The organism is Achromobacter sp. HNDS-1 (assembly GCF_040084795.1).
Classification (GTDB): Bacteria; Pseudomonadota; Gammaproteobacteria; order Burkholderiales; family Burkholderiaceae_B; genus Achromobacter; species Achromobacter ruhlandii.
Map to the genome: position 1 here is coordinate 4,971,368 of NZ_CP157584.1, position 22,229 is coordinate 4,993,596.

The following is a 22,229-nucleotide window of genomic DNA, read 5'->3' on the forward strand; positions in this document are numbered from 1 at the left end:
GAACCGTTTCTTCACTTCAGGAGCGCCAGCATGCGCAGCAAGATCGTGCTGACCGCCTTCGTCGTGTTCGGCTTCGTACTCGCCGGTTGCAATACCGTGGCGGGCATGGGCAAGGACATGTCGCGGGCCGGCAACGCCATCACCAACGCCGCCGACAAATAAATCGTCCGGCCGTGTGGAAAAAAAGCCCCTTGATTGCTCAAGGGGCTTTTTCTTTGGCCGGGCGCGGCGTTACGGGGATTCCCTGCCAGCCGCTCCAAGGGGAAACAGTCTCCTCGGCGGGCAGCTAGCCCACGCCGCGTGACGGCTCACAGCACGTCCCCGGCGTAGTCCGCCAGGCGCGAGCGCTCGCCGCGCTGCAAGGTTACGTGGCCCGAGTGCGGCCAGCCCTTGAAGCGGTCGACCACGAACGTCAGGCCCGAGCTGCCTTCGGTCAGGTAAGGCGTGTCGATCTGGGCGATGTTGCCCAGGCAGATCACCTTGGTGCCGGGGCCGGCGCGCGTCACCAGCGTCTTCATCTGCTTGGGCGTCAGGTTCTGGGCCTCGTCGATGATCAGGTACTTGTTCAGGAAGGTGCGCCCGCGCATGAAGTTCAGCGACTTGACCTTGATGCGCGACCGGATCAGGTCCATGGTGGCGGCGCGCCCCCAGTCGCCGTTGCCTTCGCCTTCGCCCATGTTCAGCACGTCGAGGTTGTCTTCCAGCGCCCCCATCCAGGGCAGCATCTTCTCTTCCTCGGTGCCGGGCAGGAAGCCGATGTCTTCACCGACAGGCACCGTGACGCGGGTCATGATGATCTCGGTGTAGCGCTTGGTCTCCAGTACCTGGGTGATGCCGGCCGCCAGCGCCAGCAGCGTCTTGCCCGTGCCCGCCTGGCCCAGCAGCGACACGAAGTCGCATTCCGGGTTCATCAGCAGGTTCATGGCGAAGTTCTGCTCGCGGTTGCGCGCGGTGATGCCCCAGACGTTGTTCTTGCCGTGGGTGTAGTCGCGCAGCGTCGCCAGCACCGCCATCTTGCCGCTGACCTCGCGCACCTGGGCGTACAGCGGCATCTGGCCTTCGAAGTAGACGAACTGGTTGACCACGAACTGCGAACACAGCGGGCCGTGGATGCGGTAGAAGGTGGTGCCGCCCTGTTGCCAGGATTCGACGTCCTTGCCGTGCTTGTTCCAGAAATCCTCGGGCAGCTGCATCACGCCCGAGTACATCAGGTCCGAGTCTTCCAGGACGTGGTCGTTGAAGTAGTCTTCCGCGGCCATGCCCAGCGCGCGCGCCTTCAGGCGCATGTTGATGTCCTTGGACACCAGCACGACTTCGCGCTGCGGGTATTTTTCCTGCAGCGCCCGCACCACGCCCAGGATCTGATTGTCGGCCTTGCCCATGGGCAGGTCCGAGGGCAGGGTGCTGTGGATGGCGGTGGTCTGGAACATCAGGCGCCCGGTGGCGTCCTTGTTGCCCAGCTTGGCCAGTTCCAGGCCTTCGTCCAGCTGGGTCGCGTCCTGCACCAGGGCGTCGAGCGAACGGCTGACCTGGCGGGCGTTGCGCGCCACTTCGGACATGCCCTTTTTCTGGTGGTCCAGTTCTTCGAGCGTCATCATCGGCAGGAAGATGTCGTGCTCTTCGAAGCGGAACAGCGAGCTGGGGTCGTGCAGCAGCACGTTGGTGTCCAGCACGAACAGCTTGCGCGGCTCGTTCTGGGCGCGCGGCTTGGCGCGCTTGGCCGGAGTCGCGGCGGGCTTGGCCTGGCGCGCCTGGGCGCGCGGCGCCGGGGCCGGCGCGGCGGGGGCCGGCGGCGGCACCTGGCGGGCCGGAATCTGGGCCTTGCGGGCGGGATGGGCCATGCCGTCGAGTTCGGGCTGGACCAGCAGCTCGTCCTCGTCGTCTTCGGCCAGGACGGCCTGGGTGTTCGACCGCGCAGCGGCGGTCTTGGTGCTGCGGGCCTGCGCCCGGGCGTTATCGCCCGAGGGGAAGGTCAGGATGGCTGCGGGGCGGGTGGGCAACTTCGGAAGCGGCATATGCGTCACTCTCCAGTATGGGCCGGCTATGGCACCTGACGGGTATTCCTGTGCACGGCTAACCGATGCTCTTGGCGGCCTGCAGGACTTCCTTGGCGTGGCCCGGGACCTTCACCCCGCGCCACTCCTGCACCAGCACGCCATAAGCGTCGATCAGAAAGGTGCTGCGCTCGATGCCGCGCACCTGCTTGCCGTACATGTTCTTCTGCTTGATGACGCCGTACAGATTGCACACGGTTTCGTCGGCGTCGGAGATGAGAGGGAAAGGAAGCTCGTACTTGGCCTTGAAGTTCTCGTGCGACTTCAGCGAATCGCGCGAGATTCCGACCACCACGGCGCTGGCCGACAGGAAGTCGGCGTGCAGGTCGCGGAAATCCTGGCTCTCGGTGGTGCAGCCAGGGGTGTTGTCCTTGGGATAGAAATACAGGATCACGGCGCGACCCTGGCACTGCTCCAGGCTGATCGGCCCGATGGTGCTTTCAGCGGTGAACAGCGGGGCGGGCTTGCCGATGATGGGCATCATCATGTCTGGGGTTCTCCGTTCGGGGGGATGAGGGCGACGACCACGCGCCGGCCCTCCGCCATCAGGATGTTGTAGGTGCGCGAGGCGGCGTGGGTGTCCATGATTTCCACGCCGATGCCCGCGGCCAACAGGGGACGCAGCACTTCGGGGCGCAGGAACTGCTGGCGGCCGCCCGTGCCGACCAGCAGCACTTCCGGCGCATTGGCCGGGCGGCTGGGGGTGGCTTCGGGTTCGTCCAGGAATGCCAAGGGGTCGCGGACGGGTTCGGACAATCCGGCCGCCTGACGCAAGAGGGTGGGGGTGATGTCGGCCGGCGACTGAACGGGCCAAGGGGCAACTTCGCCTTCGGGGCCAAAAGCGACCGAGGAGGAAAAACGTACCTGGTTGACCTCGATATAACCGTCACCGTAGGCGGTGACGGTGTTCAGGGCGGCCGTCGCAGGATCGGTATGCAGCTTCAATAAATACTCCGGCTTTATGGCTCCGATAATAGCGCATCAGGATGGCGGCATGTTGCAAAGGGAATACCCCCACGCCTTGCTCGCTGCGCACTCTGCCCCGCGGGGGCTGCCCGCCCTTGGGGGCGGCCCGGCGGCCGGACGGGCATTTTTGCCACCAATTTTGCGCTCAAACAGGCCCTATTTTTGTTCCATTTGCCGCCCAGGCGTCCTTGCGCTAGATTACAGGGTTTTGCTGCGCCGCAAACCTTTGCTGGCGCGGCCTTTGAGCCCGTTTCCCCTTCGCGCCCTCGCGCCCTGGATTTTTGCCCCTTCGCCCCCTAAGGATTCCCATCATGAGGAAGTTCTCTCGCATTGAGCGTTTGCCCCCGTACGTTTTCAACATTACCGGCGAGCTCAAGATGGCAGCCCGTCGGCGCGGCGAGGACATCATCGACATGTCGATGGGCAATCCGGACGGCGCCACCCCCAAGCACATCGTCGACAAGATGGTCGAGGCCACCATCCGCCCGACCACCCACGGCTACTCGGTGTCCAAGGGCATCCCGCGCCTGCGCAAGGCCATCTGTGACTGGTACCAGCGCCGCTACGCGGTCGAACTCGACCCCGATTCCGAAGCCATCGTCACCATCGGCTCCAAGGAAGGCCTGGCGCACCTGATGCTGGCCACCCTGGACCGCGGCGACACCGTGCTGGTGCCCAACCCCAGCTACCCGATCCACATCTATGGCGCGGTCATCGCCGGCGCCAACATCCGTTCCGTGCGCATGACGCCGGGCGTGGACTTCTTCGAGGAACTCGAGCGCGCCGTGCGCGAGTCGATTCCCAAGCCCAAGATGATGGTGCTGGGATTCCCCAGCAACCCGACCGCCCAGTGCGTCGACCTGTCGTTCTTCGAGCGCGTGGTGGCCCTGGCCAAGGAACACGACATCCTGGTGGTGCACGACCTGGCCTACGCCGACATCACCTTCGACGGCTATGTCGCCCCCTCGATCATGCAGGTGCCCGGCGCGCGCGATGTCGCGGTCGAGTTCTTCACCATGAGCAAGAGCTACAACATGGCGGGCTGGCGCATCGGCTACATGGTCGGCAACCGCGAGCTGGTCGGCGCGCTGGCGCGCATCAAGAGCTATCACGACTACGGCACGTTCACGCCGATCCAGGTGGCCTCGATCGCCGCCCTCGACGGCCCGCAGGACTGCGTGAACGAAATCGTGGCGCAGTACCAAAGCCGCCGCGACGTGCTCGCGCGCGGTCTGCACGAAGCAGGTTGGAATGTGGAAATTCCCAAGGCGTCCATGTACATCTGGGCGCAGATCCCCGAACCCTACCGGGCGATGGGCTCTTTGGAGTTTGCCAAGCGCGTCCTGTCGGATGCGAAGGTAGCCGTTTCCCCCGGGATCGGCTTCGGCGAGTATGGCGACGAATACGTGCGCTTCGCTCTTATCGAAAACGAGCAGCGCACCCGCCAGGCGGTGCGCGGCATCAAGGATATGTTCCGCAAGGACGGCTATAGGTAAGGTCCCCCCCGAAGCGCTGCGCGCTTCCCCCCAGGGGGGCATGCTGGCGGACCGGCGGAGCCGGATCCGCGGCATCCCGATCGGGGGGGCGCGTTTGTGGACTGCAGCCGTTATTGCGTGAGTGTTTGGAGAACTGAAATGAATTCCCCTCAACGCCCGCCCGCCGAGGGCGCCGCGATGAATCCCATGAAAGTGGGCCTGCTCGGCCTGGGCGTGGTCGGCGGCGGCACCTGGACGGTGCTGTCGCGCAATGCGGAAGAGATCGCGCGCCGCGCCGGTCGCCGCATTGAAGTGACCCGCGCCGCCGTGCGCGACGTGCCCAAGGCGCGCGCCCGCGTCGGCGACACGCTGCCCGTGGATACCGACGTGCACGCGCTGGTGCGCGATCCCGAGATCGACATCGTGGTCGAGCTGATCGGCGGCGATACGCTGGCGCGCGAGCTGGTGCTGGAAGCCATCGCCAACGGCAAGCACGTGGTCACCGCCAACAAGGCGCTGCTGGCCAAGCACGGCAATGAGATCTTCGCCGCGGCCTCCGAGCGCGGCGTGATGGTGGCCTTCGAAGCCGCCGTCGCCGGCGGCATCCCCATCATCAAGGCCATCCGCGAAGGCCTGACCGCCAACCGCATCCAGTGGGTCGCCGGCATCATCAACGGCACCACCAATTTCATCCTGTCGGAAATGCGCTCGCGCGGCCTGCCGTTCGCCGACGTGCTGGCCGAAGCCCAGCGCCTGGGCTACGCCGAAGCCGATCCCACGTTCGACGTGGAAGGCGTCGACGCCGCGCACAAGCTGACGCTGCTGGCCTCGCTGGCCTTCGGCGTGCCGGTGCAGTTCGACCGCGCCTACATCGAAGGCATCTCGCAACTGGCCGCCGAGGACATCGAGCACGCCGAGCGCCTGGGCTACCGCATCAAGCTGCTGGGCATCACCAAGCGCCGCGCCGACGGTATCGAGCTGCGCGTGCATCCCGCGCTGGTGCCGGCCGAGCGCCTGTTGGCCAACGTCGAAGGCGCCATGAACGCGGTGCTGGTCAAGGGCGACGCCGTCGGCCCGACGCTGTACTACGGCCAGGGCGCCGGCGAAGAGCCGACCGCCTCGGCGGTGGTGGCCGACCTGGTCGACGTGACCCGCCTGCATACCGCCGATCCGGGCAACCGCGTGCCGCATCTGGCGTTCCAGCCGGACGCCATGGCCGACACGCCGATCCTGCCGATCGAGCAGGTCAGCACCTCCTACTACCTGCGCCTGCGCGTGGACGACCAGCCGGGCGTGCTGGCCGACATCGCGCGCCTCCTGGCCGACCGCTCGATCTCGATCGGCTCGATGATCCAGCAGCCCTCGCACATCGGCGGCGCGGACATCATCTTCCTGACGCACGAAGCGGTGGAGGGCAACGTCAACCAGGCCATCGAGCGCATCGAGGCCTTGCCGTTCGTGCGGTCCAAGGTCACGCGCCTGCGCGTGGAGCATTTGGCATGAGGAAGGCCCACCCCCGAAGCGCCTGCGGCGCTTCCCCCTCAAGGGGGCGCCGGCGGCGGCCCGGCGGAGCCGGCTCCGCGCGGCCTGGCCTGGCGGGACGCAGTGCATTGTGGAGTCAATGACATGAACTACATTTCTACGCGGGGGGGCATGGCGCCCCTGCCGTTCTCCGACATCCTGCTCGAAGGGCTGGCGCCGGATGGCGGCCTGGCCGTGCCGGAGCAACTGCCGCAGATCTCGGCAGAGACGCTGGAATCTTGGCGCGGTCTGCCGTACGCCGACCTGGCGTTCGAAGTGCTGTCGCGCTTTGCCACCGACATCCCGGCCGAGGACCTGCGCCGCCTGACCCGCGCCGCCTACACCTCGCAGATCTTCAACAGCGAAGACATCGTCCCGCTACGTCCGCTGAACGACGGCCTGTCGCTGCTGGGGCTGTCCGAAGGCCCGACGCTGGCCTTCAAGGACATGGCCATGCAGTTCCTGGGCCAGGTGTTCGAGTACGTGCTGACCCAACGCGGCACCACGCTCAACATCGTCGGCGCCACCTCGGGCGACACCGGTTCGGCGGCCGAATACGCGCTGCGCGGCAAACGCGGCGTGGCCGTATTCATGCTGTCGCCGCACGGCCGCATGAGCGCGTTCCAGCGCGCCCAGATGTACTCGCTGCAGGACGAGAACATCCACAACATCGCCGTGCGCGGCGTGTTCGACGAAGCGCAGGACATCGTCAAGGCGCTGGCCGGCGACCTGGCCTTCAAGGCCAAGTACCGCCTGGGCGCGGTCAACTCGATCAACTGGGCGCGCATCGCCGCCCAGGTGGTGTACTACTTCCACGGCTGGCTGCGCGCCACCGACAAGCCGGGCCAGCAGGTCTCGTTCACGGTGCCCTCGGGCAACTTCGGCAACATCCTGTCGGGCCACATCGCCCGCGGCATGGGCCTGCCGGTGCGCCGCCTGGTGCTGGCCACCAACGAGAACAACGTGCTGGAAGAATTCTTCCGCACCGGCATCTATCGCCCACGCCCGGCCGAGCAGACCTACGCCACCTCCAGCCCGTCGATGGACATTTCGCGCGCCTCGAACTTCGAGCGCTTCGTGTTCGACCTGGTCGGCCGCGATGCCGACCGCGTCAAGGCGCTGTGGGCCGACATGGCGCGCGACGGTTTCTTCGACCTGTCGGCGCTCAAGCCGCAATTCGAGGCACAGTACGGCTTCGTCTCGGGCGCCAGCTCGCACGAAGACCGCCTGGCCACGATCCGTTCGCTTTACGACGAGACCGGCGTGCTGGTCGATCCGCACACCGCCGACGGCGTCAAGGTCGCGCGCGAGCACGTCGAGCCCGGCGTGCCGATGCTGGTGCTGGAAACCGCCTTGCCGGCCAAGTTCTCGGAAACCATCGAGGCCGCGCTGGGCCGTCCGGCCACGCCGCCGGGCAATCTGGCCAACCTGGAATCCTTGCCGCAGCGCGTTGAAGTCATGGACTGCGATGCCGCCGCCGTGCGCCGCTACGTCGAGGCCCACGCCAAGGTGTAAAGGCAGCTTGCGGTTGTATGGGGTTGCAACCTCTCGCGGTGTGAGCCGCGAGGGGTTTTTTACTTTCATACGCATTTTGGCCACATGCCGTCACTTTTTTTCGGCGCGCATCCGATACAGTGAATCCACCATTCACACTCGGAGAACACGCCCATGAACCTGAAGACCATGACGTTGGCCCTGGTGGTGACCGGAGTAGGGGTGCTGGCCGGATGCTCGTCGCCCTCGGTTATTCAGCAACGGGACGGGACCTCGACCGTGACGCCCGACACGCCGACCTATGACAAGAAGTCCGGCATGTACGAGTACGACAAGGACGGCAAGAAGGTCCAGATCAACAAGGACGATGTGAAGTCCATCGAAGAGGTCAAGTAAGCCCTTCGCCGGATCCCGACGAAAAAAAGCCCCGGCTCAGGCCGGGGCTTTTTGTTGGGCGAACACCGAGCTTACTTGCCCGCGTCCTCGGCGTGGTAGCGGCCCACGCGTTCGACTTCGTTCTTCGAGCCCAGGATCACGCTGACGCGCTGGTGCAGCTTGTCCGGCTGGATGTCGAGGATGCGCTGCGTGCCGTTGATTGCCGCGCCGCCGGCCTGTTCGATGAGGAAGCTCATGGGGTTGGCTTCGTACATCAGGCGCAGCTTGCCGGCCTTGCCCGGCTCGCGCGCATCCCAGGGGTACATGAAGATGCCGCCGCGGGTCAGGATGCGATGCACATCGGCCACCATCGAGGCGATCCAGCGCATGTTGTAGTCCTTGCCCAGGGGGCCGGTGGAACCGGCCAGGCAGTCGTCGATGTAGCGCTTGACCGGGGCGGCCCAGTGGCGCATGTTCGACATGTTGATGGCGAATTCCTTGGTGTCTTCGGGCACGCGGATGTTCTCGTGGGTCAGCACCCAGGAACCCATCTCGCGGTCCAGCGTGAAACCGACCACGCCGTTGCCGATGGTCAGCACCAGCATGGTCTGCGGGCCGTAGACGGCATAGCCGGCCACCACCTGCTTGTTGCCCGGCTGCAGGAAGTCGGCCTCACAGACCGGCGCGCCCGACACGTTGTGCGGGGCGTGCAGCACCGAAAAGATGGTGCCGATCGACACGTTCACGTCGATGTTCGAGGAGCCGTCCAGCGGATCGAACAGCAGCAGGTATTCGCCCTTGGGGTAACGGTTCGGAATCAGGTGGATGGTCTCCATCTCTTCCGAGGCCATGGCCGCCAGGTGGCCGCCCCATTCGTTGGCTTCGAGCAGGATCTCGTTGGACAGCACGTCCAGCTTCTTCTGCACTTCGCCCTGCACGTTCTCGCTTTCGAGACTGCCCAGGACGCCGCCGAGCGCGCCCTTGCTGACCGCGTGGCTGATCGCCTTGCAGGCGCGCGCCACCACTTCGATGAGCAGCCGCACTTCGGGGGCCAGGGCCTGCGCGGAGCGTTGCTGCTCCACCAGGTATTGGGTAAGTGTTTTACGTTTCAAGAGGTTCTCCCTATGCTGCGAATTCTAAAGCCTTGGATACGATTTCCTGCACGTTGCGCGACAGCCCTTCGTGGGCGCGCACCCGCTGCAGCGCTTCCTGCATGGGGCCGCGCAGGGCCGGCACGTAGCGCGACCAGTTGTCCAGCGCGCGCGCCAGGCGGGCGGCGATTTCCGGGTTGAGGGCGTCCAGCGCCAGCACCTGGTCGGCCCAGAAGGCGTAGCCCGAGCCATCCGGGTGGTGCATGCCGCGGGCATTGTTCAGGCAGAACTGGAAAATCAGCGCGCGCGCCCGGTTCGGGTTGCGCAGCGTGAACGCCGGGTGCGTCATCAGTTCGCGCGCGGTCTGCACCGTGGTGTAGCGCGCCGCCGCCTGCAGCGCGAACCACTTGTCCACCACCAGCGCGTTGTCATGCCATTTGTCGTAGAACGCCGCCAGCGCCCGTTGCGGGAAGTCGCCCTGGCCGTAGTTGATCAGGGCCGACAATGCCGCCATGCTGTCGGTCATGTTGCCGGCGTGTTCGTATTGCTGTTCGGCCAGGCGCTGCGCCTCGTGCTCGCCGGCCGCCATCAGGTGGCTGAGCGCCAGGTTCTTCATGGCCCGCTTGCCGGCCGGCACGGGCGCGGGGCTGTATTCGCCCGGCGTCTGGTTGTCGTCGAAGGCCTGGCGGAATTCGGCCGCCAACTGCCGGCCCAGCTCGGCGCGCAGGAAATCGCGCGCCACCGCCAGCGCCGGCGGATCGACGGCCTGCATGCGTTCGGCCAGGGTCTTTTCCGAGGGCAGCGCCAGGGCGCGGGCGCGGTAAGCGGCATCCAGCGCCGGGTCGGTCAACAGCGCGCGCCAGGCGGCGATGAAGGCCGGGTCGGCGTGCAGCGTGCGGCCGGCCTGGCGCGCCTCGGCCAGCGCCAGGATCTGGCGGGTGGCCAGTTCCTGGCCGGCTTCCCAGCGCGCGAACGGGTTGCCGTCGTGGGCCGACAGCAGCGCCAACTCCTCGTCGGTCCAGTCGTAATCGACGATCACCGGCGCGGAAAAGTCGCGCAGCAGCGACGGCACCGGCATTTCGTCGATGTCGTCGAAATGCCATTGCTGGCTCTGCGTGGTCAGTTCCAGCAGCGCGGTGTCCTTGACCGCGCCGTCATGGCGCAAGGGCAGGGCGCGGCCATTGCGGTCCAGCAGGCCGATGGCGAAGGGGATATGGTAGGGCGCCTTGACGAAGCCGGCGGGGGCCTTTTTCTCGACACCGACCGGCTGGCATTCCTGCGACAACGTCACGGTGCAGCGGCGCGCGGCGGCGTCGTGCGTCAACTTGACGGTAACGCGCGGCGTGCCCGCCTGGCGGTACCAGTTGCGGAACACCGACAGATCGCGGCCCGGGTGCTGACGGGTGTAGACCGATTCCATGGCGGCGACGAAGTCGTCGCAGGTCACGGCCTGGCCGTCGTGGCGGCGGAAATACTCGTCCATGCCGGCGCGGAAACCGGCTTCGCCCAGCAGCGTGTGCTGCATGCGGATGACCTCGGCGCCTTTCTCGTACACCGTGGCGGTATAGAAGTTGCCGATTTCCTGATAACTGTCGGGGCGGATCGGGTGGGCCATCGGACCCGCGTCCTCCGGGAATTGCGCCGCGCGCAGTGTCACCACGTCGTCGATGCGCTTGACCGCGCGGGCGCTGGCGGCGGCGGTTTCGTCCATGCCTTGCGCCATCATGTCGGCGCTGAATTCCTGGTCGCGGAAGACGGTCAGCCCTTCCTTCAGGCTCAACTGGAACCAGTCGCGGCAGGTGACGCGGTTGCCGGTCCAGTTGTGAAAGTACTCGTGGCCGATGACCGATTCGATGCCCTCGTAATTGGCGTCCGTGGCGGTATCCGCGTCGGCCAGCACGTAGGCGGCATTGAAAATGTTCAGGCCCTTGTTCTCCATCGCGCCCATGTTGAAGTCATGGACGGCCACCACCATGAAGCGGTCCAGGTCGAGTTCCAGGCCGAAACGGGTTTCGTCCCAACGCAACGCGCGCACCAGGGAATCCAGCGCCCATTCGGTCTTGGTCTCGGCGCCCGGGTCGCTGTAGACCTGCAACAACACGTCGCGGCCGCTGGCGGTCTTGACCGTGGTTTCGCGGTGGGTCAGGTTGCCGCCCACCAGCGCGAACAGATAGCAGGGCTTGGGGAACGGGTCTTCCCATTCCACCTCGTTGCGGCCGTCGGGCAACTGGCGCGAGGCAACCAGGTTGCCGTTGGACAGCAGCACCGGATAGGCCGGCGCGGCGCGCAAGGTCACGCGGTAGCGCGACATGACGTCCGGCCTGTCGGCGAACCACGTGATGCGGCGAAAGCCCTCCGCCTCGCATTGGGTGAAGAAATTGCCGCCCGAGACGTACAGGCCCATCAGCGTTGAGTTGGCCGAGGGCTTGCAACGGCTGACGATCTCCACGGTGGCTTCGGCGGGCAGGCCGTACAGCGCCAGGCTGTGTTCGGACAGGTGGTAGCGGTCGGCCGGCAGGGCCTGGCCGTCCACGCCTACCGAGACGAGTTCCAGCTCTTCGCCGTCCAGCACCAGGGCGGCGTCGGCGCTGGCATCGGCCTTGCGCCGCACCTGCATGATGCAGCGCACCTCGGTGCTGTCGGGCGCCAGGTCGAAGGCCAGGGAGACTTGCGGAATGTCGTAGGGGTAGGGCTGGTAATCCTTGCGGTATACGGTAACGGGCGTGTCTGTGCGCATGGGATTGCAGTCCTGTATGAACGAGAGTCCTATTGTAGTGGCTGGGCCGTGACACACAGGCGCATCGGCCCCGGGGGAGCGTAAACTTTCGGCGACCCGCGCGGTCAAAGCTCAGTATGATGGGCGCCGTCGCGCAATGAGGAGTTGCAAATGTTCCGTTCCGTACCGTTCAATACCGGCCGTTGGGCCGCCGTCCTGGCCGTACTGGGGGCGCTGGTGCTGAGCGGATGCGCCACTCCCACCGTGTCGGCGCGCGTCACCTCGTTCCAGCAATGGCCCACCGGCGTCGAAGGCCAGACCTATCAATTCGTGCCCGCCGAACCGTCACAGGCCAATAATCTTGAATATCAGTCCTACCAGGACATGGTTCGTGCCGGTATCGGCGCCACCGGCCTGGTGGAAGCCCCGGCCGGCGCCAAGGCCCGTTTCGACGTGTCGTTCCGTTATGGCACGGCGCAGACGCAAGTCATGGTGCGGCGGCCTTATGACCCATATTTCAACGGCGGGTATGGCTACGGCGGCTTCTATGGTCCGCGTCCGTGGGGCGGCTATTACGGCTACTGGGGCCCGGAATGGGTGGACGTGCCCGTGGTGGCCCAGCGCAATACGCTCACGCTGCAGATCCACGATAGCCAGCGCGGCGGGGCCGAGGTCTACCGGTCCAGCGCCTTCATACTCAGCGAGCAGGACAATTTTGTCCGCATGATGCCCTACCTGGTTCGTGCAATATTTGACAACTTCCCGGGAAATAATGGCGCCGAGCGTGAAATCCAATTTCCCGTTCAGTAAATTTCAGCCGCCGCGGGCGGCAAGCCAAAAATAATAAAGGCGCACCACAATGGTGCGCCTTTATTTTTCTTACTGAAAAATAGGTTTTATTCTTTGATGAGAAAACTGTCGCGCGTGGCGCCGGCGGCTTCTTCCGCGGCGAGCCAGCGCGGCGCCTTGCCACGACCGCTCCAGGTTTCCCCGGTTTGGGGGTGGCGGTACTTGGGCGCAACGGCGCGTTTGGCGGCGTTGGCGGGGCGGCCGGCGGCGCCAGCCTTGCGGCGGCCGGCGCTGGCGGCGCGGACAGGCTTGCCGGCGCCGTAGGCGGCGGCGATCTCTTCGGGGGTGATGTCGTACTCGCGCATCGACGTGATGATCGACGAGATCACCGGCTTGCGACGCTTGGTTTGGAGGACTTCAGCCTTCTTTTGGAGCTTGTTGATTTCCTTTTCGATCTTTGCTTGCAGAGCTGCGTAGGTTTCTCGGGCCATGGTTATTCCTGATTATGGAACTGCTTTAATCGCCGGCGGAGTTATGTTTATTTGTTGTGCCTCGCATAATACAGAAATTGCCGGTCGAGTGCCGCAGTTTTGGACTAATTACTTTGTATCAAAACCGCCGGAGAGTCTTTAGTCTTGCGGGTTCCCGCAAGGAACAAGTTTTGGGAATGATATTCTCAAATTTGGGACCAATTGAAACAAAACCCGCTTTGGTTCACGGGGCGGACGAATGCAACTTCATGGCGCTGGAATTGCGTGCTTTTGTTTCAGGAAGCGAGCGGATGGATGAAAGATCCGGAAATTTCAGCGATAGGTAAGAATGCGTCGCCCCGGTTTCGGAAAGCGCGTCCGCATCGTCTCGGACTGATCTTCCAGAGATAGGACGACTGGGGCGTAGCGCGTATTTCAGCGATTTGAGCGGGTATACGGATTTTCCTTCCCGATTCTCGGGAAAGTTATGTCGGTGTAAAGATTTTCGTCATTCTCCCCGGTATCTCTATTTTGTTGTTGAGTTGTATGACAAGTTTGGCACTGTCTTCCGCCATGCTGCATTGCGGTCGGCAGGGGCCGCTGGAAGCAATGCGTGGCGGCAGGATCCTATTTTCGGCTAGCGTTGGCGCCAGTTTGGAAGCGGCCGCAAATTGGTTAACTTGCTAGACAATATTCGAGCGGCGCGACGTCGGACCCGTGTCGGCGGTACGATATAGCCTTGAGCGTCCTGGCAGCCGCGTGTGCGCGCCGGCGCCCCCGAACAGAGTCCTATGAAAATCATCGATCCCGCTATTGCATCCCTGGCCACCGCCAAATCGCTGTTGCTCGACCCCTGGGGGCTGACCGAGGCCGACATGGCGCGCGCGCTGGGCGAAATCTTCACCCACAAGGTCGACTATGCCGACCTGTATTTCCAGTACACCCGCAGCGAGGGCTGGAGCCTGGAAGAGGGCATCGTCAAGACCGGCAGCTTCTCGATCAGCCAGGGCGTCGGCGTGCGCGCCGTCAGCGGCGAGAAAACCGCGTTCGCCTATTCCGATTCGCTCTCGGCCGACGCCTTGCTGTCCTCGGCCCATGCGGTGCGCGGCATCGCCCGCCGCGGCGCCGGCAAGGTCAAGGTGGCGGCGCAAGTCGAGGCCGAAATGGGCCGCAGCCTGTATGCCGACATCGATCCGGTGGCGACCCTGAGCGCGCCCGAGAAGGTCGCGCTGCTTGAACGCATCGAGCGCATGGCGCGGGCCCGCGATCCGCACGTGATCCAGGTCATGGCCGGCCTGGGGGCCGAATATGACGTTGTGCTGGTGGCTGGCAGCGATGGCCGCCTGGCAGCGGACGTGCGGCCGCTGGTGCGCCTGTCGCTGACCGTCATCGCCGAACGCAATGGCCGCCGCGAAATGGGTCATGCCGGCGGCGGCGGCCGCCTGGGGCTGGCGTATTTCACCGACGAAATGCTGCAGGGCTACGTCGAGCGCGCCGTGCATGAAGCCATGGTCAACCTGGAGGCGCGCCCGGCGCCCGCTGGCGAGATGACGGTGGTGCTGGGATCCGGCTGGCCCGGCATCCTGCTGCACGAAGCCGTCGGCCACGGCCTGGAAGGCGACTTCAACCGCAAAGGCTCCAGCGTGTTCTCGGGCCGCATCGGCGAGCGTGTCGCGTCCAAGGGCGTGACCGTGGTCGACGACGGCACCATTCCCGATCGCCGCGGCTCGCTCAACATCGACGATGAAGGCAACGCCACCCAGCGCAACGTGCTGATCGAAGACGGCATCCTGCGCGGCTACATGCAGGACACGCTGAACGCGCGCCTGATGAAGACCGCCGCCACCGGCAACGGCCGCCGCGAATCGTTCGCGCATCTGCCCATGCCGCGCATGACCAATACCTACATGCTGGCCGGCGACAAGGCGCCCGAGGAAATCATCTCGTCCGTCAAGCGCGGCCTGTACGCGGCCAATTTCGGCGGCGGGCAGGTCGACATCACCAACGGCAAGTTCGTGTTCTCGGCCTCCGAGGCCTACATGATCGAAGACGGCAAGATCACGTATCCGGTCAAGGGCGCCACCCTGATCGGCAACGGCCCCGACGCCATGACCCGCGTCAGCATGATCGGCGACGACCTGAAGCTGGATTCCGGCGTGGGCACGTGTGGCAAGGATGGCCAGAGCGTGCCGGTGGGCGTGGGCATGCCCACGGTGCGCATGGAAGGCCTGACCGTCGGCGGGACGGCCTGACCGGGCGCCAGGCCGCCAGCAGGGCCGCCACGCCGCATCATAAACCGGCGTGACGGCCCGAAAAAATTGTGCTAGAGTCTTTTCCCATGAAATTCGCTTCCCCCGCCTTTTACTTTTATTTTTTTGGTTTTCTGAAGCCGCTGGCGGAGGAAGGGAAGCGCTCAATCTGAAGTTTGGAAAGAATCCCCCCAAAAAAGCCGCCAGCGAACTGGCGGCTTTTTTTGTGCCGTCAGCTTGAGGAACAACCCCGGGACCGATCCCGGTGGCGGGAAACCCAGGAGCAGTACCGTGTCACACAATACCGACGACCTTCGCATCCGAGAAATCAAAGAGCTGAACCCGCCCGCGCACGTCATGCGCGAGTTCGCCTGCACCAAGGAAGCTTCCGACACCGTGTTCGCCGCCCGGCAGTCGATGCACCGCATCCTGCATGGCATGGACGACCGCATGATCGTCGTGATCGGCCCGTGTTCGATCCACGACACCCGCGCCGCGATCGAATACGCGAAGCGCCTGAAGCCGGTGCGTGACCGTCTCAGCGCGGACCTGGAAATCGTGATGCGCGTGTATTTCGAGAAGCCCCGCACCACGGTCGGTTGGAAGGGGCTGATCAACGACCCGGACCTGGATGGCAGCTTCGACATCAACAAGGGCGTGCGCGTGGCGCGCGAGCTGCTGCTGGATATCAACAGCCTGGGGCTGCCGGCGGGGTGCGAGTTCCTGGACATGATTACGCCGCAGTACATTGCGGACCTGGTTTCCTGGGGGGCGATCGGGGCGCGCACGACGGAGAGCCAGGTGCATCGCGAACTGGCATCCGGACTGTCGTGTCCGGTGGGTTTCAAGAACGGCACGGATGGCAATGTGAAGATCGCCGTGGACGCGATCAAGGCGGCATCGCAGCCGCACCATTTCCTGTCGGTGACCAAGGGCGGGCATTCGGCCATCGTCTCGACGGCCGGCAACGAGGACTGTCACGTCATCCTGCGCGGCGGCAAGACGCCGAACTACGACGCCGCCAGTGTCGATGCGGCCTGCCAGGACATGTCCAAGGCCGGCCTGGCGCAACGCATCATGATCGACGCCAGCCACGCCAACAGCAGCAAGAAGCCCGAGAACCAGCCTCTGGTGATCGAGGACGTGGCGCGTCAGATGGAAGCGGGCGACGCGCGTCTGGTCGGCGTGATGGTCGAAAGCCATCTGCTCGGCGGCCGCCAGGACATGGTGCCGGGCACGCCGCTGGTCTACGGCCAGAGCATCACTGACGGCTGCATCGACTGGGACGCCTCGGTAGCCGTGCTCGAGCGCCTGGCGCATGCCGTGCGGGAGCGCCGCCGGGTCGCGCTGACCTCCGGCAAATGAGCCGCAACGGCCGCGAGCCGTCCAGGCGGACGGTTTGCGGCGCAGCAAGGCGGGCGGCGTAGAATATCCGGATTCCCCATCCGAGAATCCGCTGATCATGAACGCTCCCTTGCACGCTGAATCGTTGCGCCGCGCGGTGCCGGCCGCTTGTCTCGAGGCCCTGCGCGCCCGCTTCGGCGACCGCTTCTCCGAATCCGCCGCGGTGCGCGAACACCATGGCCGCGATGAGTCGCCGTATCCGGCGATGCTGCCCGATGCCGTGGTCTTCGCCCAGAGCACCGAGGAAGTCGCCGAGGTCGCCAGGCTGTGCAACGAACACCGCGTGCCGCTGATTCCCTACGGCGCGGGGTCGTCGCTGGAGGGCCACATCCTGGCGATCCAGGGCGGCATCAGCCTGGACCTGTCGCAGATGAACAAGGTGCTGGCCGTCAACGCCGAAGACCTGACCGCCACCGTGCAGGCCGGCGTGCTGCGCAAGCAGCTCAATGAAGAGATCCGCAGCACCGGCCTGTTCTTCCCGATCGATCCGGGCGCCGACGCCAGCCTGGGCGGCATGGCCGCCACGCGCGCCTCCGGCACCAACGCCGTGCGCTACGGCACCATGCGCGAGAACGTCATGTCGCTGACCGTGGTCACCGCCGACGGCCGCATCGTGCGCACCGCCGGCCGCGCCCGCAAGTCGTCGGCCGGCTACGACCTGACCCGCATCTTCGTGGGCAGCGAAGGCACGCTGGGCATCATCACCGAAGTCACCGTGCGCCTGTATCCGCAGCCCGAGGCCGTGTCGGCCGCGGTCTGCAACTTCCCCACGCTCGATGCCGCGGTACAGAGCGTGATCGAAATCATCCAGATGGGCGTGCCGGTGGCGCGCGTCGAGTTCATGGACGCGGCCAGCGTGCGCGCTGTCAACCTGCACAGCAAGCTGACGCTGCGCGAAACGCCGCTGCTGGTGTTTGAATTCCACGGCAGTCCGGCGGGCGTGCAGGAGCAGGCCGAGACCGTGCAGGCCATCACCGCCGAGCATGGCGGCATGGACTTCGAATGGGCCGAGCGCCCCGAGGACCGCAGCCGCCTGTGGACCGCGCGCCACAACGCTTACTTCGCCGGCCTGCAATTGCGCCCCGGCTGCCGCGCCAGCACCACCGACGTGTGCGTGCCGATCTCGCGCCTGGCCGATTGCGTGCGCGACACGGTCGAGGAACTGGACCGCGCCAGCTTCCCGTACACCATCGTCGGCCACGTCGGTGATGGCAACTTCCACGTGCTGATGCTGCTGGACGCCGACAGCGAGCGCGAATGGCAGGAGTCCGAGACCATCAATCACAACCTGGTGCGCCGGGCCATCGCGGCCGATGGCACCTGCACGGGCGAGCATGGCGTCGGCCTGCACAAGATGCAGTTCATGGCCGAAGAGCACGGCGATGACGCGCTGGCGCTGATGCGCAGCCTCAAGCACGCGTTCGATCCGAACAACATTCTCAACCCGGGCAAGATCGTGTCCTGGTAAGGCGTCCGCAGGGGCGCAACGAAGAAGCCGGCGGGGCGATCCGCCGGTTTTTTTTCGGCCTCAGGAAAGCCCCGCCGGCGCGGCGGATAAAAATTCCCAAGGGATGGGAATGGCGAACGGTCCTGCCTGCGGTCCGCTTGTCCATGCCGCGCGCAGGGGTTTTACGGCTGGTTACGTCCGCGGTCACGCGCGGCCGTTGGATGTACGCAGGATGCGGGTAAATCCCGGCCTGCGTCCAGCCTGCGGTCGCGCTATTGTTGCGCTCATGAATTCACTGGTCGAAACCGGCCTGGCACAAGTGCCGGCGCCTTATTCGTTGCAGCAACTCGTCGAGGCGTTGTCGGCCGCGCTGCCGTCGCATTGCGTGCTGTTTCGTGAAGAGGACACCCGCCCCTACGAGTGCGACGGCCTGTCGCTCTACCGCGCATTGCCCGCGGTGGTGGCGTTGCCCGAGACCGAGGAACAGGTGCAGGCCGTGATGCGCATCTGCAAGCGCCTGAATGCGCCGGTGGTGGCGCGCGGCGCCGGCACCGGCCTGTCGGGCGGCGCGATGCCGCATAGCCAGGGCGTGCTGCTGGGCCTGTCCAAGTTCAATCGCATCAAGCACATCGACCTGGCCAGCGCGACCGCGGTGGTTGAACCCGGGGTGCGCAACCTGGCCATTTCGGAAGCCGCGGCGCCCTACGGGCTGTACTACGCGCCCGACCCGTCGAGCCAGATCGCCTGTTCGATCGGCGGCAACGTCGCCGAGAATTCCGGGGGGGTGCATTGCCTGAAATACGGCCTCACGGTGCACAACGTGCTGCGGGTGCGCATAGTCACCATCGACGGCGACGTGGTCGAACTGGGCTCTGAGGCGCCGGACGCCCCGGGGCTGGACCTGCTGTCGGTGTTCATCGGCTCGGAAGGCATGCTGGGCGTGGTGACCGAGGTGACGGTCAAGCTGATTCCCAAGCCGGCCTGCGCCCAGGTGGTGATGGCGAGCTTTGCCAGCGTTGAGGCCGCGGGCAACGCGGTAACGCGGGTGATCGCCGACGGCATCATTCCCGCCGGGCTGGAGATGATGGACCGGCGCGCGACGCACATGGTCGAGCCCTTCGTGCGCGCCGGCTACGACATGGACGCGCAGGCCATCCTGCTGTGCGAATCCGATGGCACGCCCGAGGAAGTGGCGCACGAGATCGCGCGCATGGAAGCCATCTTCCGCGCGGCCGGTTCCACCCGCTGCCAGGTGTCGGCCTCGGAGGCCGAGCGGCTCAAATTCTGGGCGGGACGCAAGAACGCGTTTCCCGCCGCCGGGCGCGTGTCGCCCGATTACTACTGCATGGACGGCACGATTCCGCGCCGTCATCTCGCCCGGGTGCTGGGCGCCATCGAGCAAATGGAAGACGAGTTCGGCCTGCGCTGCGCCAACGTGTTCCATGCGGGCGATGGCAACCTGCATCCGTTGATCCTGTTCGATTCGAATAAACCGGACGAAGTGGAACGCGCCGAGAAGTTCGGCGCGGCCATACTCGAACTGTGCGTGCAGGTGGGAGGAACCGTGACTGGAGAGCACGGTGTGGGAATGGAGAAAATAAATCAAATGTGCGTGCAATTCTCTCGCGAAGAACTCGACGCGTTCCTGGCGGTCAAGCGGGCATTCGATCCGCCGTGCCTGCTCAATCCCGAAAAGGTCATCCCTACGCTGGCCCGCTGCGCCGAGTACGGCAAGATGCACGTACATGCGGGCGAGCTGCGCTTCCCGGATCTCGCACGCTTCTAGGACGTCTCCCTTATGGACTTCGTCCTGTCGGAATTGTGCGACCAGGTCATGACGGCTCGCGCCGGTCACAAGCCGCTGTTCGTCATGGGCGGCGGCAGCAAGGCCTTCTATGGCAACTACCGGCCGGTGACGCCGCAGGATGGCCATTGCCTGCTGGACATGACTCCGTATCGCGGCATCGTCAGCTATCACCCGTCGGAACTGGTGGTGACGGTCAGGGCCGGCACGCCGTTGGCTGAGCTGGAGGCGGCGCTGGCCGAGCACGGCCAGATGCTGGCCTTCGAGCCGCCGCATTTTTCGCCTGCCGCCACCATTGGGGGCTGCGTGGCCGCGGGCCTGTCGGGGCCGCGCCGCATGAGCGCGGGCGCCTTGCGCGACTTCGTGCTGGGGGCGCAACTGCTGGATTCGGACGGCCGGGTGCTGTCGTTCGGCGGCGAGGTCATGAAGAACGTGGCCGGCTACGACGTATCGCGCCTGCTGGCCGGTTCCCATGGCATCTTCGGGGCAATCCTCGAGGTGTCGCTGAAGGTCGTGCCGCGGCCGATGGAGGAATTGACGCTGGTGCTGCCGGCGACCCAGGCCCAGGCATTGGCCAGCTTCGCGCTGTGGCGCGGCAAGCCCTTGCCGATCTCGGCCACCAGCTGGGTGGGCACCGTGCGGGAGGAAGGCCAGATGCACGTGCGGCTGTCGGGCGCGCCACCGGCCATCGCTGGCGCGCGGCAGGTGATCGGCGGTGATGCGCTGGCGCCCGAGGCCGCGCAGGGCTGGTGGAGCGGGCTGCGCGAACAGACCCATCCTTTCTTTGCGCCGGGCCAGCCCTTGTGGCGGCTGGCTTTGCCGCCGACGGCGGCGGCGGTCGGCAGCGGGCAGGCCCTGCTGGAGTGGGGCGGCGGTCAGCGCTGGCTGTTGGGACCGCAGGACGCCGCCGAGCTGCGCGAACTGGCGCAGCGGCTGGGCGGCCACGCGACGCTGTTCCGTACGGCGGGCACGCGGCCGCCGGCCGATGGCGTGTTCCATCCGCTGTCGCCGGGCGTGGCGCTGATCACGCGCCGCCTCAAGCAAGAACTCGATCCGGCGGGGCTGTTCAATCCCGGCCGGCTGGTCCTGGAGCTATAGGCATCATGCAAACCAATCTGGCAGCCTGGGCCCGCGATACCGATCTGGGCAAAGAGGCCGATGCGATCCTGCGGCGCTGCGTGCACTGCGGCTTCTGCACGGCCACCTGTCCCACCTACCAGGTGCTGGGCGACGAACTCGACAGCCCGCGTGGCCGCATCTACCTGATCAAGCAGGTGCTGGAAGGCGCCGAGCCGACCCAGTCGACCCAGCAGCACCTGGACCGCTGCCTGACCTGCCGCAACTGCGAGACCACCTGTCCGTCGGGCGTGGAGTACGGGCATCTGGTGGACATCGGCCGCCAGATCGTCGAGGAACGGGTGCCGCGGCCCTGGGCCGAGAAGGCCAAGCGCAAAATGCTGCGCCGGGCCATGCTGTCGCCGCTGTTCGGGCCCGCGATGCGGCTGGGGCAGGCGGTGCGCGGCGCCTTGCCGGAAGCGCTCAGGCGCAAGGTGCCGGAGCGTCGTCCCGCCGGCGCCTTGCCGCAGGTGGCGGGGCATGCGCGGCAGGTGCTGATGCTGGCCGGCTGCGTACAGCCGTCGATGATGCCGTCGATCGATGCCGCCACCATCCGCGTGCTGGATGCCATCGGCATCGGCGCGCGCATCGCGCCGGGGGCGGGCTGCTGTGGCGCCGCCAGCTTTCACCTGGACGCGCAGGCGGCCGCCCTGGACCAGATGCGCGCCAACATCGATGCCTGGTGGCCGCTGGTGAAGGACGGCGCGGTCGAGGCCATTGTCATGAATGCGTCGGGCTGCGGCGCCATGGTCAAGGAGTACGCCCATCATCTGCGCCACGACCCGGCCTACGCGCAGCGTGCCGCGGACATCGTGGCGCTGGTCAAGGACGTGGCGGAAATCGTGGCGCCGCATGCGGCGCAACTGCGCCAGCGGCTGGCGGGCAAGGGCGCGCGGGCATCGTTCCACCCGCCATGCACCCTGCAGCACTGGCAGGGACTGCGGCCGTTGTCGGAACGCTTGCTGGTCGAGTTGGGGTTCGAGTTGCAGCCGTTTGCGGAGCAGCACCTGTGCTGCGGCTCGGCGGGCGCGTATTCAGTGCTGAATCCCGACATCGCGTTGGCGCTGCGCGACCGCAAGCTGGCCGCGATCGCGCCGGCCGCGCCGGACGTGATCCTGTCGGCCAATATCGGCTGCATCGGGCACTTGCAGAGCGGCACCAGCACGCCGGTGCGGCACTGGATCGAAGTGGTGGACGAGCAGCTGGCGCGGGCCTGATCGCGCGGACGCCGCGGTGGGTGTTGCCGCGGACACTGTGT

18 protein-coding genes are annotated in these 22,229 nt (G+C 65.9%); 12 read left to right on the forward strand and 6 right to left on the reverse strand.

Going from position 1 to position 22,229, the window contains the following annotated elements:
* Positions 1-30 precede the first annotated feature (30 nt).
* The gene (locus ABFG95_RS22965) at positions 31-162 is read left to right on the forward strand and encodes an entericidin A/B family lipoprotein (RefSeq protein ID WP_006388428.1); all 132 of its coding nucleotides are present in this window, start codon (positions 31-33) and stop codon (positions 160-162) included.
* Positions 163-308: 146 nt separating this feature from the next.
* Here the strand turns inward: ABFG95_RS22965 and ABFG95_RS22970 are convergent, their stop codons facing one another.
* The 3 genes from ABFG95_RS22970 to ABFG95_RS22980 are packed head-to-tail and all read right to left on the reverse strand — an operon-like array spanning position 309 to position 2,999.
* On the reverse strand, positions 309-2,015 hold the full coding sequence (locus ABFG95_RS22970; RefSeq protein WP_054417624.1) for a PhoH family protein: 1,707 nt from the start codon (positions 2,013-2,015) through the stop codon (positions 309-311).
* A 58-nt stretch (positions 2,016-2,073) separates the two neighbouring features.
* On the reverse strand, positions 2,074-2,538 hold the full coding sequence (locus ABFG95_RS22975; RefSeq protein ID WP_006388430.1) for a peroxiredoxin: 465 nt from the start codon (positions 2,536-2,538) through the stop codon (positions 2,074-2,076).
* Entirely contained in the window at positions 2,538-2,999 is a 462-nt protein-coding gene (locus ABFG95_RS22980; RefSeq protein WP_049072493.1) for an Mth938-like domain-containing protein, read from the reverse strand. The genes ABFG95_RS22975 and ABFG95_RS22980 overlap by 1 nt, the downstream gene beginning before the upstream one ends.
* A 332-nt stretch (positions 3,000-3,331) precedes the next feature.
* Here ABFG95_RS22980 and alaC point away from each other — a divergent pair, with 332 nt between their 5' ends.
* From alaC to ABFG95_RS23000, 4 genes are all read left to right on the forward strand, one after another.
* Positions 3,332-4,516 carry an alanine transaminase gene (gene alaC, locus ABFG95_RS22985; RefSeq protein WP_059269648.1) on the forward strand — a complete coding sequence of 395 codons (1,185 nt, stop codon included), beginning with the start codon at positions 3,332-3,334 and terminating at the stop codon, positions 4,514-4,516.
* A gap of 177 nt (positions 4,517-4,693) precedes the next feature.
* On the forward strand, positions 4,694-5,998 hold the full coding sequence (locus ABFG95_RS22990; RefSeq protein WP_049072494.1) for a homoserine dehydrogenase: 1,305 nt from the start codon (positions 4,694-4,696) through the stop codon (positions 5,996-5,998).
* Between the two features lie 123 nt (positions 5,999-6,121).
* The gene (thrC, locus tag ABFG95_RS22995; protein WP_348994951.1) at positions 6,122-7,531 is read left to right on the forward strand and encodes a threonine synthase; all 1,410 of its coding nucleotides are present in this window, start codon (positions 6,122-6,124) and stop codon (positions 7,529-7,531) included.
* Positions 7,532-7,684: 153 nt separating this feature from the next.
* Positions 7,685-7,906 carry a YgdI/YgdR family lipoprotein gene (locus ABFG95_RS23000; protein WP_006393778.1) on the forward strand — a complete coding sequence of 74 codons (222 nt, stop codon included), beginning with the start codon at positions 7,685-7,687 and terminating at the stop codon, positions 7,904-7,906.
* Positions 7,907-7,977: 71 nt separating this feature from the next.
* Here ABFG95_RS23000 and ABFG95_RS23005 read toward each other — a convergent pair whose 3' ends face one another.
* Both ABFG95_RS23005 and pepN read right to left on the reverse strand, forming a co-directional pair.
* A complete protein-coding gene (locus ABFG95_RS23005) occupies positions 7,978-8,997 on the reverse strand; it encodes a class 1 fructose-bisphosphatase (protein WP_054417627.1) in 1,020 nt (339 codons plus the stop codon).
* Between the two features lie 10 nt (positions 8,998-9,007).
* A complete protein-coding gene (pepN, locus tag ABFG95_RS23010) occupies positions 9,008-11,713 on the reverse strand; it encodes an aminopeptidase N (RefSeq protein WP_348994952.1) in 2,706 nt (901 codons plus the stop codon).
* Between the two features lie 150 nt (positions 11,714-11,863).
* On the opposite strand from pepN, the gene ABFG95_RS23015 reads away from it, so the two are divergent.
* Positions 11,864-12,502 (forward strand): DUF4136 domain-containing protein, encoded by a 639-nt coding sequence (locus tag ABFG95_RS23015; protein ID WP_049072499.1) that lies wholly within the window; start codon positions 11,864-11,866, stop codon positions 12,500-12,502.
* An 86-nt stretch (positions 12,503-12,588) separates the two neighbouring features.
* Here ABFG95_RS23015 and ABFG95_RS23020 read toward each other — a convergent pair whose 3' ends face one another.
* Entirely contained in the window at positions 12,589-12,972 is a 384-nt protein-coding gene (locus ABFG95_RS23020; RefSeq protein ID WP_049072500.1) for an H-NS histone family protein, read from the reverse strand.
* Between the two features lie 770 nt (positions 12,973-13,742).
* Here ABFG95_RS23020 and tldD point away from each other — a divergent pair.
* The 6 genes from tldD to glcF all read left to right on the forward strand — a co-directional run bounded on the left by tldD (position 13,743) and on the right by glcF (position 22,188).
* Entirely contained in the window at positions 13,743-15,203 is a 1,461-nt protein-coding gene (gene tldD / locus ABFG95_RS23025) for a metalloprotease TldD (protein ID WP_049072501.1), read from the forward strand.
* 288 nt (positions 15,204-15,491) lie between these two features.
* Positions 15,492-16,565: a 3-deoxy-7-phosphoheptulonate synthase AroG gene (gene aroG / locus ABFG95_RS23030; protein WP_049072502.1), complete on the forward strand. Its 1,074-nt coding sequence runs from the start codon at positions 15,492-15,494 to the stop codon at positions 16,563-16,565.
* A 97-nt stretch (positions 16,566-16,662) separates the two neighbouring features.
* Positions 16,663-18,072 carry an FAD-linked oxidase C-terminal domain-containing protein gene (locus ABFG95_RS23035; protein ID WP_049077588.1) on the forward strand — a complete coding sequence of 470 codons (1,410 nt, stop codon included), beginning with the start codon at positions 16,663-16,665 and terminating at the stop codon, positions 18,070-18,072.
* Between the two features lie 265 nt (positions 18,073-18,337).
* Complete coding sequence (locus ABFG95_RS23040) at positions 18,338-19,837, forward strand: FAD-linked oxidase C-terminal domain-containing protein (protein ID WP_348994953.1); 1,500 nt, start codon at positions 18,338-18,340, stop codon at positions 19,835-19,837.
* 12 nt (positions 19,838-19,849) lie between these two features.
* The gene (gene glcE, locus ABFG95_RS23045; RefSeq protein ID WP_348994954.1) at positions 19,850-20,953 is read left to right on the forward strand and encodes a glycolate oxidase subunit GlcE; all 1,104 of its coding nucleotides are present in this window, start codon (positions 19,850-19,852) and stop codon (positions 20,951-20,953) included.
* Positions 20,954-20,958: 5 nt separating this feature from the next.
* Positions 20,959-22,188 (forward strand): glycolate oxidase subunit GlcF, encoded by a 1,230-nt coding sequence (glcF, locus tag ABFG95_RS23050; protein ID WP_068952563.1) that lies wholly within the window; start codon positions 20,959-20,961, stop codon positions 22,186-22,188.
* The last annotated feature ends 41 nt before the right edge of the window (positions 22,189-22,229 follow it).

Excerpts from the sequence above, each read along its gene's own strand:
- ABFG95_RS22965 (WP_006388428.1), top strand. The coding sequence starts at position 31 with ATGCGCAGCAAGATCGTGCTGACCGCCTTCGTCGTGTTCGGCTTCGTA.
- ABFG95_RS22970 (WP_054417624.1), bottom strand. The coding sequence starts at position 2,015 with ATGCCGCTTCCGAAGTTGCCCACCCGCCCCGCAGCCATCCTGACCTTC.
- ABFG95_RS22975 (WP_006388430.1), bottom strand. The coding sequence starts at position 2,538 with ATGATGCCCATCATCGGCAAGCCCGCCCCGCTGTTCACCGCTGAAAGC.
- alaC (WP_059269648.1), top strand. The coding sequence starts at position 3,332 with ATGAGGAAGTTCTCTCGCATTGAGCGTTTGCCCCCGTACGTTTTCAAC.
- ABFG95_RS22990 (WP_049072494.1), top strand. The coding sequence starts at position 4,694 with ATGAATCCCATGAAAGTGGGCCTGCTCGGCCTGGGCGTGGTCGGCGGC.
- thrC (WP_348994951.1), top strand. The coding sequence starts at position 6,122 with ATGAACTACATTTCTACGCGGGGGGGCATGGCGCCCCTGCCGTTCTCC.
- ABFG95_RS23000 (WP_006393778.1), top strand. The coding sequence starts at position 7,685 with ATGAACCTGAAGACCATGACGTTGGCCCTGGTGGTGACCGGAGTAGGG.
- pepN (WP_348994952.1), bottom strand. The coding sequence starts at position 11,713 with ATGCGCACAGACACGCCCGTTACCGTATACCGCAAGGATTACCAGCCC.
- ABFG95_RS23015 (WP_049072499.1), top strand. The coding sequence starts at position 11,864 with ATGTTCCGTTCCGTACCGTTCAATACCGGCCGTTGGGCCGCCGTCCTG.
- ABFG95_RS23020 (WP_049072500.1), bottom strand. The coding sequence starts at position 12,972 with ATGGCCCGAGAAACCTACGCAGCTCTGCAAGCAAAGATCGAAAAGGAA.
- tldD (WP_049072501.1), top strand. The coding sequence starts at position 13,743 with ATGAAAATCATCGATCCCGCTATTGCATCCCTGGCCACCGCCAAATCG.
- ABFG95_RS23035 (WP_049077588.1), top strand. The coding sequence starts at position 16,663 with ATGAACGCTCCCTTGCACGCTGAATCGTTGCGCCGCGCGGTGCCGGCC.
- ABFG95_RS23040 (WP_348994953.1), top strand. The coding sequence starts at position 18,338 with ATGAATTCACTGGTCGAAACCGGCCTGGCACAAGTGCCGGCGCCTTAT.
- glcE (WP_348994954.1), top strand. The coding sequence starts at position 19,850 with ATGGACTTCGTCCTGTCGGAATTGTGCGACCAGGTCATGACGGCTCGC.
- glcF (WP_068952563.1), top strand. The coding sequence starts at position 20,959 with ATGCAAACCAATCTGGCAGCCTGGGCCCGCGATACCGATCTGGGCAAA.